General features: G+C 56.5%; 12 protein-coding genes and 2 tRNA genes. 5 read left to right on the forward strand and 9 right to left on the reverse strand.

Going from position 1 to position 13,435, the window contains the following annotated elements:
* Positions 1 to 58 precede the first annotated feature (58 nt).
* Together ACOWVD_RS13835 and ACOWVD_RS13840 are read right to left on the reverse strand one after the other, a co-directional pair.
* Entirely contained in the window at positions 59 to 898 is an 840-nt protein-coding gene (locus ACOWVD_RS13835) for a MurR/RpiR family transcriptional regulator (protein ID WP_088381257.1), read from the reverse strand.
* Between the two features lie 136 nt (positions 899 to 1,034).
* A complete protein-coding gene (locus tag ACOWVD_RS13840) occupies positions 1,035 to 1,913 on the reverse strand; it encodes a siderophore-interacting protein (protein ID WP_325994893.1) in 879 nt (292 codons plus the stop codon).
* 234 nt (positions 1,914 to 2,147) lie between these two features.
* Here ACOWVD_RS13840 and ACOWVD_RS13845 point away from each other — a divergent pair, with 234 nt between their 5' ends.
* Positions 2,148 to 4,388, forward strand: a complete 2,241-nt coding sequence (locus tag ACOWVD_RS13845) for a TonB-dependent siderophore receptor (RefSeq protein WP_049241342.1) — start codon at positions 2,148 to 2,150, stop codon at positions 4,386 to 4,388.
* Between the two features lie 105 nt (positions 4,389 to 4,493).
* On the opposite strand, the gene ACOWVD_RS13850 is transcribed toward ACOWVD_RS13845, so the two are convergent.
* Positions 4,494 to 4,570 (reverse strand) — tRNA-Asp (locus tag ACOWVD_RS13850).
* 144 nt (positions 4,571 to 4,714) lie between these two features.
* Complete coding sequence (gene dnaQ / locus ACOWVD_RS13855; RefSeq protein WP_004930195.1) at positions 4,715 to 5,458, reverse strand: DNA polymerase III subunit epsilon; 744 nt, start codon at positions 5,456 to 5,458, stop codon at positions 4,715 to 4,717.
* A 72-nt stretch (positions 5,459 to 5,530) separates the two neighbouring features.
* On the opposite strand from dnaQ, the gene rnhA reads away from it, so the two are divergent.
* Entirely contained in the window at positions 5,531 to 5,998 is a 468-nt protein-coding gene (gene rnhA / locus ACOWVD_RS13860; protein ID WP_004930193.1) for a ribonuclease HI, read from the forward strand.
* On the opposite strand, the gene ACOWVD_RS13865 is transcribed toward rnhA, so the two are convergent.
* Positions 5,995 to 6,714 carry a class I SAM-dependent methyltransferase gene (locus tag ACOWVD_RS13865; protein WP_004930191.1) on the reverse strand — a complete coding sequence of 240 codons (720 nt, stop codon included), beginning with the start codon at positions 6,712 to 6,714 and terminating at the stop codon, positions 5,995 to 5,997. The two genes, rnhA and ACOWVD_RS13865, sit on opposite strands and share 4 nt — an antisense overlap.
* Before the next feature lie 44 nt (positions 6,715 to 6,758).
* Here ACOWVD_RS13865 and gloB point away from each other — a divergent pair, with 44 nt between their 5' ends.
* On the forward strand, positions 6,759 to 7,514 hold the full coding sequence (gene gloB, locus ACOWVD_RS13870; RefSeq protein WP_015376716.1) for a hydroxyacylglutathione hydrolase: 756 nt from the start codon (positions 6,759 to 6,761) through the stop codon (positions 7,512 to 7,514).
* A 71-nt stretch (positions 7,515 to 7,585) separates the two neighbouring features.
* Positions 7,586 to 8,968 carry a murein transglycosylase D gene (gene mltD / locus ACOWVD_RS13875; RefSeq protein WP_004930188.1) on the forward strand — a complete coding sequence of 461 codons (1,383 nt, stop codon included), beginning with the start codon at positions 7,586 to 7,588 and terminating at the stop codon, positions 8,966 to 8,968.
* Between the two features lie 52 nt (positions 8,969 to 9,020).
* Here mltD and ACOWVD_RS13880 read toward each other — a convergent pair whose 3' ends face one another.
* Positions 9,021 to 9,815, reverse strand: coding sequence for an endonuclease/exonuclease/phosphatase family protein (locus ACOWVD_RS13880; protein WP_025160092.1), 795 nt, complete (start codon positions 9,813 to 9,815; stop codon positions 9,021 to 9,023).
* 241 nt (positions 9,816 to 10,056) lie between these two features.
* Entirely contained in the window at positions 10,057 to 11,232 is a 1,176-nt protein-coding gene (locus ACOWVD_RS13885) for an MFS transporter (RefSeq protein ID WP_049241338.1), read from the reverse strand.
* A 105-nt stretch (positions 11,233 to 11,337) separates the two neighbouring features.
* Between ACOWVD_RS13885 and yafC the strand changes: the two genes are divergently transcribed.
* Positions 11,338 to 12,225 carry a DNA-binding transcriptional regulator YafC gene (gene yafC / locus ACOWVD_RS13890; RefSeq protein WP_004930183.1) on the forward strand — a complete coding sequence of 296 codons (888 nt, stop codon included), beginning with the start codon at positions 11,338 to 11,340 and terminating at the stop codon, positions 12,223 to 12,225.
* A gap of 47 nt (positions 12,226 to 12,272) precedes the next feature.
* Here yafC and dkgB read toward each other — a convergent pair whose 3' ends face one another.
* Both dkgB and ACOWVD_RS13900 read right to left on the reverse strand, forming a co-directional pair.
* Entirely contained in the window at positions 12,273 to 13,076 is an 804-nt protein-coding gene (dkgB, locus tag ACOWVD_RS13895) for a 2,5-didehydrogluconate reductase DkgB (RefSeq protein WP_015376713.1), read from the reverse strand.
* A gap of 214 nt (positions 13,077 to 13,290) precedes the next feature.
* Positions 13,291 to 13,367 (reverse strand) — tRNA-Asp (locus tag ACOWVD_RS13900).
* Between the last annotated feature and the right edge of the window lie 68 nt (positions 13,368 to 13,435).

Consider the following 13,435-nt stretch of genomic DNA (forward strand, 5'->3'; position numbering starts at 1 on the left):
AATGAGGTGACCGATCCGCCTTAAACGGCGGAGGGGGAAGGAATATGATCTGCCGTGCTTAACGCAGCTCCAGTTCGTCCAGCGTCTGGAACAGTTCAGCGACGTGATGAATGCGCTGTCGCCCCTGCGCCAGCCTCTCATGCAGCAACGCATTGCTGAGCAAACTGGCCAGGCTCATGGCGGCGGCATAGCTGTCGAAGGCCGACACGCTGTCGAGCGGCACGGTCAAGTGCCAGCTGGCCAACGAAAACAGCGCCTGCGCCTGCGGTTCGCAGATCAGCAGCGTCGGTACCCCGCGGCTTTGCAACAGCGTCAACACCGCCTTTATCTGGCGCGGCCGGCGGCGGAACGCCACCACCACCGCCATGTCCTGCGGTGTCAGCCCCGCCAGATCTTCCGCCAGCGTCTGCCCCGGCTGCGGCGCCAGCAGCACCTGTTCACGCACCTGCATCAGTTGCTGACGCAGGTGCATCGCCACCGGATAGCTGTTGCGCAGCCCCAACAGCATCACGCCGCGCGCCCGCGCCAGCGCGGCGATGGTCGCACTGAACTGTTCGGCATCGATCTGCTTTACCCAACGGGTGAGATTGGCCATTTCCTGCTTATAGTGCCGCGCCAGCAGCGTATCGCCCTGCACCGCATCGCGGCTATCGGTCAGCGGCATGCCACTCTGGCGCAGGGTGCGCAGCTCATCGCGCATGGCGCGGTAGTTGGGGTAGCCCAGCCGTTTGAACAAGCGGCTGACCGTGGCTTTGGAAACGCCGCTCAGGCGCGCCAGCTCGGCGCTGTTGTAGCCGATCAAATCGTCATAGTGATCGAAGATGAAGTCGGCCACCCGCTGCTCCTGCGGCGTCAGCTGTGGGTAGTCGCGGCGCAGACGTTCGTCGAACCGTTGCATTATTGTTCTCGCTGTAACCTTTGTTTCAGCGGAACATAGCACGGCCGAACTACCCGCTGGCAAGCGATTATTCGTTGATGGGAAATAACCGCGGCCAGCCCCTCTTCAGCAGCGTCGCCGGAAAAGGGCGGCGCATTCAGCACCAGTAGGCCATAAAGTTAACGGTAGCGCGGTCCAGATCGCGTTCGCCGATCAGATAACGGCGCAGGGTTTTCACCGCCGAAGACTCGGCCGCCACCCAGGCATAGAAAGCGTTGCCGCCCGCCGCCCGCTCCCACAACACCTCATCGCTCAGGCTGCTTTCCGCCAAAGACTGCGCTTGCGCGCACGCCGAAGCGGGAATATCCACCCGCTGGCGCACCGCTTCCGCCAACAACGTGCCATGCGCCAACTGGCGGCCCACATCGCGCGACAGCCAGTAAACCTCGGCGAACGGGAAGCGGGTCAAATCCAGGCAATCCCCCGCCTGCGGCACTTCGAAGAATGCCTGCACGCGCGGCGGATTGGTCTGCTGCGCCAATTGCTCCAGAATGCCCATCGCCGCCGGCACGGCCGTTTCATCGGCGATCAACAGCGCCTGCTGCAACTGCGCCGGCGGCGCCCATTCGTAGCCGCCGCTGTCGCCGTCGAAGTCAGCGTTGGGGGCGACGGTCTGAATGGCATCACCCGGCTCGGCATGAGTCGCCCAGGCGGAGGCCGGGCCGTTCACGCCATGCAGCACGAACTCGACGTCCATCTGATTCTGCTCACGGCGCAGCGCACGCAGCGTATAAGTGCGCATCACCGGGCGCCGCTCTTTGGGGATCGCCATGTAATCGCCATACCAGTCCGGGCTATTGGCCAACTGCGGGATCTGGCCGTCCGCCGCCGGGAACAGCAGTTTGATGCGCTGATCCGGCGCTTCCAACTTCATCCGATGAATATCCGCACCTTCAAACACGCAGCGCACCAGCGAAGGTGAAATCAGCGTTTTGCTTTTCAAGGTGATATCAAAAATTCTGTAGCTGGCGGACATGTTCTCGTTTCTCCGGCAACGGCTGTCGCTTGAACGTATGGCCGATCGGCTGCCGTGTTGACGGCGTGGGTTGCTCGATCGCGCAGCGGGTAAAATGTTAATAAAACTAATTAATTACGTTAATGTATCGCAAAAAATCATATCATGATTTTATTGATAACAAGAAACGTTATTGATAAAAGAATCATTCTCAAAAATAACGCAATAACAATATCACCTGGGAAATAAATAACGATGAAACGCAAACACCTTTGGGTTTTGAATCCTTGTCTGCTGGCGATGCTTGCGCCGACGGCTTGGGCAGAAGATCAGAAAGCCGGCGCCGAAGAGCAGATGGTGGTCTCCGCCAGCCGTTCACACCGCAGCACGGCGGAAATGGCGCAAACCACCTGGGTGATCGAAAGCCAGGAGATCGAACAGCAGGTTCAGGGCGGCAAAGAGATCAAGGACATGTTGGCGCAGCTGATCCCCGGCATGGACGTCAGCGGCCAGGGCCGCACCAACTATGGCATGAATATGCGCGGCCGCTCGATGATGGTGATGATTGACGGCGTGCGCCTGAACTCATCGCGCAGCGACAGCCGCCAGTTGGATTCGATCGATCCGTTCAATATCGATCATATCGAGGTGATTTCCGGCGCGACCTCGCTGTACGGCGGCGGCAGCACCGGCGGCCTGATCAATATCGTCACCAAAAAAGGACAACAGGAACAGCAGGTCGAGTTGCAGGTCGGCGGTAAAACCGGCTTTGGCGGCCATAACGATCACGACGAGAACGTGGCGGCGGCGGTCAGCGGCGGCAACGACAACGCCTCTGGGCGCCTGTCCGTTTCTTACCAGCGCTATGGCGGCTGGTATGACGGCAAAGGCAATGAGGTATTGATCGACAATACCCAAACCGGCCTGCAGTATTCCGATCGCCTCGACGTGATGGGCACCGGCACCCTCAACATCGACGATCATCAACAGCTGCAGCTGACCACCCAATACTACAAAAGCCAATCCGACGGCGATCACGGCCTGTTCCTGGGAGAGAACTTTGCGGCGGTGACCGGCAACGCCAAGGCATATAACAGCGGTAACTTAAATTCCGACCGCATCCCCGGCACCGAGCGCCACCTGATCAACCTGCAATATTCCAACACAGATTTCCTCGGCCAGGATCTGGTGGCGCAGGTCTACTACCGCGACGAAACGTTGACCTTCTACCCGTTCCCGACGCTCGCGGGCAAAGCACCGAACTATTACGTCAGCAGCATTGGCGCTTCGCAGCAAAAAACCGATTTCTACGGTGGCAAGCTGACGTTAAACAGCAAACCTGTCGATGCACTGACGCTGACTTACGGCATTGACGCCGAGCATGAAAGCTTCAACGCCAACCAGCAGTTCTTCAACCTGGCTAAGGCTCAGCAGTCGGGCGGCATGACGCTGGAGAACGCTTACAGCACCGGCCGCTACCCGAGCTATACCACCAGCAACCTGGCGTCGTTCCTGCAGGCCAGCTACGACATCAACCCGATCTTCACCCTGAGCGGCGGCGTGCGTTATCAGTACACCGAAAACAAGATTGATGACTTCGTCGGTTATAACCAGCAGCAGGCAATCGCCACCGGCGCCGCGACGTCCGCCGACGCTATACCGGGCGGGAAAACCGACTACAACAACGCGCTGTTCAATGCCGGCCTGCTGGCACATCTGACCGAGCGCCAGCAAACCTGGTTCAACTTCTCTCAGGGCTTTGAGATCCCGGATCCGGGCAAATATTACGGTAACGGCACCTACGCGTTGAACGGCGGACATTACCAGTTGCTGAAGAGCGTTAACGTCGGCGATTCCAAGCTGGAAGGCATCAAGGTCAATGCCTACGAGCTGGGCTGGCGCTATACCGGCGATAATCTGCGCACGCAAATCGCCGCCTACTACTCGCTGTCCGACAAGAGCATCGCCATCAACAAAACCGACATGACCATTAACGTCAATGCGGATAAGCGCCGCATCTATGGGCTGGAAGGGGCGGTGGACTACTTCTTTGAAGACAGCGACTGGAGCGCCGGCACCAACTTCAACGTTATCCGATCCGAAACCAAGGTCAACGGCGAATGGAAGAAGCTGGTAGTCGATACCGCCAGCCCATCGAAAGTCACCGCTTATGTCGGCTGGGCGCCGGGCGACTGGAATCTGCGTTTACAGTCGCAGCAAACCTTCGACGTGTCGGACGATGGCGATTACACCAAGGCCAATTCCACCCAGGGCCGCAAAATCGATGGCTACAACACCCTCGATTTCCTCGGCAGCTATACCCTGCCGGTAGGGAAAATCAGCTTCAGCGTGGAAAACTTGCTGGACAAGGAATACACCACCGTTTGGGGCCAACGCGCGCCGATCCTGTACAGCCCGACCTACGGATCGCCTGAGCTGTACAGCTATAAAGGCCGCGGACGCACCTTCGGCTTGAACTATTCGGTGTTATTCTGAGGATAAGGGGCCGGTCTGCCGGCCCCGTTCATTGGGCCGCGCCGTTTTTCAGAGAACGGAAACGACGAAGCCCTGAGTTATCGCTAACTCAGGGCTTCTGAATAGTGGCGGAACGGACGGGGCTCGAACCCGCGACCCCCTGCGTGACAGGCAGGTATTCTAACCAACTGAACTACCGCTCCGCGCCATTCCCTCTTGCGGGGGAACGAGGCGCATATTACGGACGCCTCTCGGTTCCGTCAACGCCTTTTTCTCCGCAAATGAACCGTTTGCACAGTTTTTCAACGAAGATTCATCCAGTGAGGTTTTTTCACGCAAAAACGCCGTTATTCCGCCGGCGCCCCGCGCCACAGGCAGCTACCGCCCTTCTTCGCCACCAGATCCAGACGCGCCTCATGCGCCTTCACTTCTTCGTCGCTGGCGTAGACCACTTTCATCGCCGTCGCCGGGCGGACAATGCGTTGTATTTCTTGCGCGGCGTCATTTTGCTGGGTATCCCCCTCCATCTGGAACGCTATCGAGGTCTGACCGCCGGTCATCGCCAGATAAACTTCCGCCAGGATCTCGGCATCGAGCAATGCGCCGTGCAGCGTACGCTTGCTGTTGTCTATCTCATAACGGCTGCACAAGGCATCGAGGTTGTTGCGCTTGCCCGGGAACAGGCGACGCGCCATCAACAGGCTGTCGGTGATGGTGCAGAAGGTCTCGGTCTTCGGGATGCCCTGCTGCAACATGCGGAATTCGTGATCCATAAAGCCGATATCGAACGCCGCGTTATGGATCACCAGCTCGCCGCCGCGGATAAAGTCGAGGAATTCCTCGGCAACCTGATCGAAGGTCGGCTTGTCGGCCAGGAAGTCGTCGCTGATGCCGTGTACGCCGTAGGCTTCCGGATCCACCAGCCGATCCGGCTTGATGTATACGTGGAAGTTGCGCCCGGTCAGGCGGCGGTTAATCACCTCCACCGCACCGATTTCGATGATGCGGTGCCCTTCGTAGTGCACCCCAAGCTTGTTCATACCGGTGGTTTCGGTATCGAGGACAATCTGTCTGGTGGTTGTAGAGATCATATTGCAGTGCTCACAGCGCTCGTTTATGTCAGACTTGGCTTTTATAAAACTGATAGGAAGAGTCTACCAGAGATGCTCAAACAGGTAGAAATTTTCACCGACGGCTCCTGCCTTGGCAACCCCGGCCCCGGTGGCTACGGCGCGATACTGCGCTATAAGCAGACGGAAAAAACCTTCAGCGAAGGATTCCGTCTGACCACCAATAACCGCATGGAAATGATGGCGGCGATCGTGGCGCTGGAAGCGCTGACCGTGCCCTGCGCCGTGACGCTCAGCACCGACAGCCAGTACGTGCGCCAGGGCATCACCAGCTGGATCCATAACTGGAAGAAACGCGGTTGGAAAACCGCCGACAAAAAACCGGTCAAAAATGTCGATCTGTGGCAGCGGCTGGATCAGGCCATTCAGCGCCACGAGGTGAAGTGGGAATGGGTCAAGGGCCACGCCGGCCATCCGGAGAACGAACGTTGTGACGTGCTGGCGCGCGAAGCGGCCGGTAAACCGACGCAGGAAGACGTCGGTTACCAACCGGAAGCCTAAGGCAGCTTGCGATAGCTCTTGGTCGCGCCCACCGCGCGGCTGAGAGACGGCTTTCTCGCCCCCAGTTTCATCGGCGTGGGCGTCAGCGGCAAGGTGCGCTTACGCGCCACAATCACGCTCATGCAGCCCAGCGCCGGCAAATGGGTGCATAAAAATTTGCCGCCCTTGCGGTGCCACGGCAGTACGTGAAAACGCGCCTGGTGCAACACCTCGTAATTCAGCAGACTGAGCCAATCCAGCAGCCGCATCTGGGTAAACATGCGGCTGACATAGGGCTGGCGACGACGCAACCCGGGCGCCAGCTTGCCCAACCCCAGCAGGCTGAACGGATTGAAACTGCTGATGACCAACCAGCCGTCGTCGATCAACACCCTGTCCACCTCACGCAGCATGCGGTGCGGATCGTCCGCATAGGACAGCGTATGCGCCAACAGGCAGGCATCTACCGACTTGGCGGCAAACGGCAGTTGATAAGCATCGGCGACCACCTGCAGCCCTTCCCCCTCCAGCCCTACGTTAACCTGATGGGAGATTGCACATTTATCCGTGGCCAGCTCGGCGCTGAGCATGCCCATCTTCAGCAGATGGAAACCGAACAGCTTGGGCCACCAGGGTTGCAACTGCCGCTCGAGCGCTTCACGATAGTACTCCCCCCACGGCAGCTCAGCCCAGGACTGCGGGCCGGTGAGCTTTTGTAGAGTATGGGCTGGTTTCATGATTTATTATCTTCTTTCAAGCCGTTGCCAACGAGAGGTACACCATGAATCTTATCAGCATTCCCGCCTTCCAGGACAATTACATTTGGTTATTGGATGACCGACAGGGGCGCTGCATTATCGTCGATCCGGGTGAAGCGCAGCCGGTACTTGAAGCGTTGCAGCGCCTGCAGCTGGCGCCGGCGGCGATCCTGCTGACTCACCATCATCACGATCACGTCGGCGGCGTGGCGCAGATTGTCGCGCAGTACCCCGGCCTGGCCGTCTATGGGCCGCAGGAAACCGCGGACAAAGGCGCCAACCACATCGTCCATGACGGCGACACCTTTGATATCGATGGCCGCCAATACAGGACTATCGCCGTTCCCGGCCATACGCTGGGCCATGTGGCATTCTATAGTGCCCCTTATCTGTTCTGCGGCGACACCATTTTCTCCGCCGGCTGCGGCAGGCTGTTTGAAGGCACCGCCAAACAAATGTACGACTCATTTCAACAACTCGCGCAACTTCCCGATAACACCTTAATTTGCTGCGCGCATGAATATACTCTTTCAAATCTTAAGTTTGCGCGGGCTATTTTGCCGGAAGATCGAGAGATTGAAACATATCAACAACATGTTGAAGCGTTAAGGGCAAAAGGCCAAGCCAGCGTGCCGACTACATTGCAATTAGAGCGCAAAATTAACCTGTTTTTACGTTGCCATGATACTGATTTACAAAAGAAATTAGGCTTTAATTCACCACCGAAAAGCCTTCATTCAGTTTTTTCCGAATTACGCCTGCGGAAAGATAACTTCTAAGCTTTTAGTTGTGTTATTTGGCGAAGCAAAGTATTATTGCTCGTCTTTTAAGCAACTACATTGACACACACATGAAGGCTAAAGCGATATTTCTCGCCTCAGTCTTGCTAGTGGGTTGCCAGTCGTCCAGGCAGGACGCACCGGCGCCAGAACAGCATGCACAGAGTTTGTCTTCGGCTGGTCAAGATGGTGAAGCAGGAGAGTACACAGCAAATGGCCGAGCGAGCTCGGCGCGGTGGTTGGATAACAACAGTCCCGCCGCGCAACAGGACCTGTGGAACTTCATTAGCGACGAGCTGAAGATGGAGGTTCCGGAAAATTCCCGGATCCGTGATCAGAAAAGAAAGTACTTAAAAAGTAAGAGCTATCTCCACGATGTAACATTACGGGCAGAGCCGTACATGTACTGGATAGTCGGGCAGATTAAGAAACGTAATATGCCGATGGAACTGGTACTGCTACCCATAGTGGAGAGCGCTTTTGACCCACACGCCACGTCAAGTGCCAACGCCGCAGGGCTATGGCAAATCGTGCCGCAAACGGGTCGCAATTATGGTTTGAAAAACAATCAGTGGTATGACGGCCGACGCGATGTCGTCGCCTCGACAACCGCTGCGCTTAACATGATGCAGCGCTTGAACCGCATGTTTAACGGCGACTGGTTACTGACCGTAGCCGCCTATAACAGTGGTGAAGGCCGCGTGATGCAAGCGGTGAAGGCAAACAAACGCCAGGGTAAGCCAACCAATTTCTGGGCATTGTCGCTTCCGCGTGAAACGTCAATCTATGTCCCGAAAATGCTGGCGCTGAGCGACATCATCAAGAACAGCAAGAAGTACGGCGTTAAACTCCCGAAAACGGATGAAACCCGTGCGCTTGCGCGTATCGATGTCGGACAGCAGATCCAGCTGACTCAGGCGGCTGAGATGGCAGGGCTTTCAGTCACCAAGATGAAAGCGTATAACCCAGGCTACAAAAAAGGTGTTACGGCACCCAACGGGCCCCATTACATCATGGTTCCCAAAGGACATGCCGAGCAACTGAAAGACTCGCTGGCCGATGGCCAGATCGCCGTGACTCAGCCAACGACGCAGTTGGCGAAGAACAGCGGTTTGACCGGTGGCAGTTCGTATAAAGTGCGCTCCGGCGACACCTTATCGGGCATTGCCAAGCGGCTGAACGTTAAGACCAGCGATTTGCAGAGTTGGAACAACTTACGCGCCAAGAGCGCCATAAAAGTTGGGCAAACCCTGCAAGTGGCCAGCAATACTGGCAGTAACAGCAGTATCACCTACCAGGTTCGTAAAGGTGATTCGCTCGCCAGTATCGCACGTCGTCACGGCGTCGATATTAACGACGTGATGCGTTGGAATTCAACGCTCGCCAAAGGCAACCTGCAGCCAGGTCTGAAGCTGACCCTGTTTGTCGGCAACAAGTTAACGCCGGATACTTAAATGTTCGGCACAAAAAAAGCACCCTTCGGGGTGCTTTTTTATTAGCTGCGATTCACCATACCGGTGAGTCTTTCTCCGGATGAAACTCCACCAACAGCGGGTTGTGATCCGACGCGCTGGTCACCAGCACCGACGCCTCCACCACCCCCAGATTGCGGTAAAATACGAAATCCAGTGGACGCCCGAAGGCCTTGCGGCGATGGTCGTCGGTGAAACTCACCTCGCGCAGCGCCATCTCTCCGGCAAAGTCATACAGCGCATTGATGCGCTTGCGGCTCCAGGCGTTGAAATCCCCCGCCATAATCACCGGCCCCCGGTGACTGGCGATCTGTTCGCCTATCGGCCCCAACTGCTTGCTGTAGACGTCGACGCCCAGGCTAAAGTTCACCGCATGGATGTTCACCACCATCAACAGCTCGCCGTTGTACAGCGGATAAACGGTGATCAGGGCCGACTTGGACAGCCGCAGCAGCGGCTCTCGCTCGCGCAGCGGGCAACAGTAAACAGGATGAGCGGCCGCCAGCGTCATCACGCCGGAAGGGTGCTGCGGTAGCACAAAGGCCGGCACCTGATCGGCCGCCAGATAGTTGGCGGTAGCGTAGCTCACCAACTCTGGCGTGGTTTGCGCCTCTTGCAACAATACCAGCTGCGCGTCTTTGCCATGGTTTTTCAGCACCGAAAGCCAGTCGGCTCGCTGCTGTTTGAAAATATTCCACACCATAACGCGCAAGGCGCCGGTCGTCGGCAGCGCCGCCCCTGGCGGCAACGGCTGGTTAACGGCGCCAGGAAAGATTCGCTCAACTGGCTGACCTGCAACATACCTCATTGCATAAGTTCGTTTCGGCACGCGATTCGCCTATTACCCATTAACATGAAAACTGGCGATGAACACTCGCCAACGATGAATTGATTATACGCCTACCCTGCATAGAGGGCATGGCTTTTGCGGGCATCACCTTTTCAGTTATAGGGGCCGCCTGCAGCGATTTCAATCTTCTGACGGTATAGCTGTGTAAAGGTGAGGGGTAATAGGTGAAAAATGCGAAAAGGCCCGCAAAACGCGGGCCAGGCAGCAAGGGTTTTACGAATTAAGCCGTTTGCAGCTGAGACTTTTTATCCAGGCGGCCACTGAGGCTAACCAGCAACAATGCAACCACCACGATCAGCGCGCCAATCCAGGGGGTCTGCGCCAGCCCCAGTGAGGCAACAGTCTGGCCGCCTATCACCGAGCCGAGCGCAATGCCGATGTTGAACGCCGCGATGTTGAGACCGGACGCCACATCCACCGCATTTGGCGTGTATTGCGCGGCTTTCTGCACCACATACACCTGCAGCCCCGGCACGTTGCCGAAAGCGAACACACCCATCACAATCACCGTCAGCAAAGCGGCAATACTGTGACTGGCGGTAAACTGGAACAGCAGCAGCAAAACGGCCAGCGCGGCAAAGATAAAGCTCAACGCACGCACGGCCCCATGACGATCGGCCAGCTTGCCTCCCCAGATGTTACCCACCGCCACCGCGACGCCATAAGCCAACAGTATCCAGCTCACGGTCGGAGCAGAGAAGCCGGCCAATTCCTGCATCATCGGCGCAAGGAAGGTGAAAGTCGTGAAGACCCCGCCGTATCCCAATGCGGTAATCGCGTAAATCAGCAGCAGACGAGGATGAGTCAGCACTTTCAGCTGTTCCCGCACGCCGGCGCTGCCCTGGTTCTTGATATTGCTCGGCACCAAAATAATGCTGGCCAGCGTGGCGACAGCGCCAATCAGAGAAACGGCCAGGAAGGTCTCACGCCAGCCAAACTGCTGGCCGATGAACGTCCCCAGCGGTACGCCGGTCACCAGCGCCACCGTCAGGCCACCAAACATGATGGCGATGGCGGAGGCCGCCTTCTCTTTCGCCACCAGGCTAGTGGCGATAGTGGAACCGATAGAGAAGAACACGCCGTGCGCCAGGCCGGTCAACAACCGAGCCACTACCAGCGATTCATAACTGGGTGACTGCCAGGCTAGCAGGTTGCCGAGAGTGAACAGCACCATCAGGCCAACCAGCAGCAGTTTGCGCGGTATACGGCTGGTCAGGGCCGTCAGCACCGGCGCGCCAATGGCTACGCCGAGGGCATAGATAGTCACCAGCAACCCAGCGGACGGTACAGTCACTCCCAACTGCTCCGCGATAGTCGGAATCAACCCGACAATCACGAACTCGGTCGTGCCGATAGCAAAAGCGCTGATGGTTAAGGCAAGTAATGCGAGTGGCATTTTTTACTCCGAAATAGCATTCAAGTTGATGACGGCTATTATCGGCCTATGCTTAAATGATAAAAATGCTCAAAATTTCAAATTAACTTTGCCATTGGAGCAAAAATGAAAGCAAACTCAGACGAGCTGATCACCTTTGTCACCGTCGTGGAAAGCGGCAGTTTCAGCCGGGCGGCTGAACGCCTGGAACAAGCGAATTCCGTGGTTAGCCGAACGGTGAAAAAACTGGAAAGCAAACTGGGCGTTACGCTGCTCAACCGCACCACGCGCCAAATCAGCCTGACTCAGGAAGGAGAGAATTACTTTCGCCAGGTGCAGAAGGTACTGAACGATATGGCCGCGGCAGAAAATGCGCTGATGGAAAGCCGTCAACGCCCGCAAGGCCTGCTGCGCGTCGACGCGGCAACGCCGGTGGTGCTGCACATGCTGACGCCTTTAGTGGCGGAGTTCCGCGAACGTTATCCTGAAATGTCGTTATCGCTGGTGTCTTCGGAAAACTTTATCAATTTGATCGAGCGAAAAGTGGATATTGCGATCCGCGTAGGAGAGCTGACCGATTCCACGCTGAAAGCGCGCAAACTGATGACCAGCTACCGGCATGTGCTCGCCTCCCCCGCCTATCTGGCGCAGCACGGCACGCCGCTAACGGTAGAAGATCTTGCACATCACTGCTGCATCGGCTTCAACGACCTGCCCAGTTTGAACCGCTGGCCACTGGCTTGTTCAGATGGCAGCCAGTTGGAAATCACCCCCGGCTTGACCACTAATAGTGGAGAAACCCAGCGCCATCTCTGTCTGCATGGCAACGGTATCGCCTGCCTGTCGGACTTTATGAGCGACGAAGATATCAAACGTGGAGATTTGGTTCCGATTCTGGTGGAAGCGACACTGCCGGTCGCCATGCCGATCAACGCGGTTTATTACAGCGACAGCGCCGTTAGCAACCGTCTGCGCAGCTTTATTGATTTTGTGAGTGAATACCTGAAACGATAAAAAAGGCGCCCTGATGGACGCCTTATGCTGACCACTGCGAGGAAAGATTAATCCCAGTTTGGCGCCAGGCCTTCCGGGCTAACCAGACGGCCGTTGCACTCCAGTGCGGCGATCTGCGCCATATCTTCGTCGGTCAGCGTCAGTTGCTGCGCCAACAGGTTGCTCGCCAGGTTTTCTCGCTTGGTCGAGGAAGGAATAACTGCATACCCCAGCTTCAATGCCCAAGCCAGGACAACCTGTGCTGGAGTTGCATTGTGACGAGCGGCGATGCTTTTAATCGTTTCATCCTGCAGCGCTTTGCCATAGGCCAACGTCATGTAAGAGGTGATGGCGATGCCGTGCTGCTGCGCGAATTCTACCACCTTGCGGTTCTGCAAGAACGGTGACAGCTCGATTTGGTTGGTGGCGATTTCATCGGCGCCAATCGCGTCAATCGCTTGCTGCATCAAGTCGATAGTGAAGTTAGATACGCCAATTTGGCGAGTCAGCCCCAGCTTTTTCGCTTCCAGCAACTCAGCCATAAATTCGGCAACTGGCACTTCGTCGTTGGGTGACGGCCAGTGGATCAGCGTCAGATCAACGTAGGAGGTTTGCAGTTTTTTCAAGCTTTCTTGCAGGCTTGGGATCAGTGTGCCTTTCGCCAGATTCGCGATCCAAATCTTGGTGGTGATGAACAGGTCTTCACGTTTCACGCCGCTGGCAGCGATAGCCTGGCCAACAGCCGCTTCGTTTTCATAGATCTGCGCGGTGTCGATAGTGCGATAGCCCAGTTCAAGTGCAGTGCTGACAGAATCGATAACAACCTGATCCTGAAGGCGGAAAGTACCTAAACCAAATGCAGGGATGCTCATAATGTTTTCTCTCATTAACAGGTAGATGTGGTATGAGGAAGATTATGGCAACTTTTTTATTGATCAAAAACGCCTGGTTCGGCATAAGACTTTTGATCTGAAGGCAATAATATGGAGAAAGGCGAGGCGGTAAAGAGGAACAATTCCAGTCTGAAAAGCGCAAAATGCAGATATGAAAAAGCCCTGAGTCGAAACCCAGGGCTTATCAATTAAGTGGCGGAACGGACGGGGCTCGAACCCGCGACCCCCTGCGTGACAGGCAGGTATTCTAACCAACTGAACTACCGCTCCACCGATTCTTTTACGTTGTATCTTTCGATACCGGCAATATCGCGCTCTGCGACTTGCGCATTACCAGT

It is taken from the genome of Serratia sp. SA088, assembly GCF_049065515.1.
GTDB lineage: Bacteria > Pseudomonadota > Gammaproteobacteria > Enterobacterales > Enterobacteriaceae > Serratia > Serratia nematodiphila.

What these genes read in the sequence shown, in the direction of transcription:
- gloB (WP_015376716.1), top strand. Translation starts at nt 6,759, where the DNA reads ATGAATCTTATCAGCATTCCCGCCTTCCAGGACAATTACATTTGGTTA.
- ACOWVD_RS13865 (WP_004930191.1), bottom strand. Translation starts at nt 6,714, where the DNA reads ATGAAACCAGCCCATACTCTACAAAAGCTCACCGGCCCGCAGTCCTGG.
- rnhA (WP_004930193.1), top strand. Translation starts at nt 5,531, where the DNA reads ATGCTCAAACAGGTAGAAATTTTCACCGACGGCTCCTGCCTTGGCAAC.
- ACOWVD_RS13835 (WP_088381257.1), bottom strand. Translation starts at nt 898, where the DNA reads ATGCAACGGTTCGACGAACGTCTGCGCCGCGACTACCCACAGCTGACG.
- dkgB (WP_015376713.1), bottom strand. Translation starts at nt 13,076, where the DNA reads ATGAGCATCCCTGCATTTGGTTTAGGTACTTTCCGCCTTCAGGATCAG.
- ACOWVD_RS13840 (WP_325994893.1), bottom strand. Translation starts at nt 1,913, where the DNA reads ATGTCCGCCAGCTACAGAATTTTTGATATCACCTTGAAAAGCAAAACG.
- dnaQ (WP_004930195.1), bottom strand. Translation starts at nt 5,458, where the DNA reads ATGATCTCTACAACCACCAGACAGATTGTCCTCGATACCGAAACCACC.
- yafC (WP_004930183.1), top strand. Translation starts at nt 11,338, where the DNA reads ATGAAAGCAAACTCAGACGAGCTGATCACCTTTGTCACCGTCGTGGAA.
- mltD (WP_004930188.1), top strand. Translation starts at nt 7,586, where the DNA reads ATGAAGGCTAAAGCGATATTTCTCGCCTCAGTCTTGCTAGTGGGTTGC.
- ACOWVD_RS13845 (WP_049241342.1), top strand. Translation starts at nt 2,148, where the DNA reads ATGAAACGCAAACACCTTTGGGTTTTGAATCCTTGTCTGCTGGCGATG.
- ACOWVD_RS13885 (WP_049241338.1), bottom strand. Translation starts at nt 11,232, where the DNA reads ATGCCACTCGCATTACTTGCCTTAACCATCAGCGCTTTTGCTATCGGC.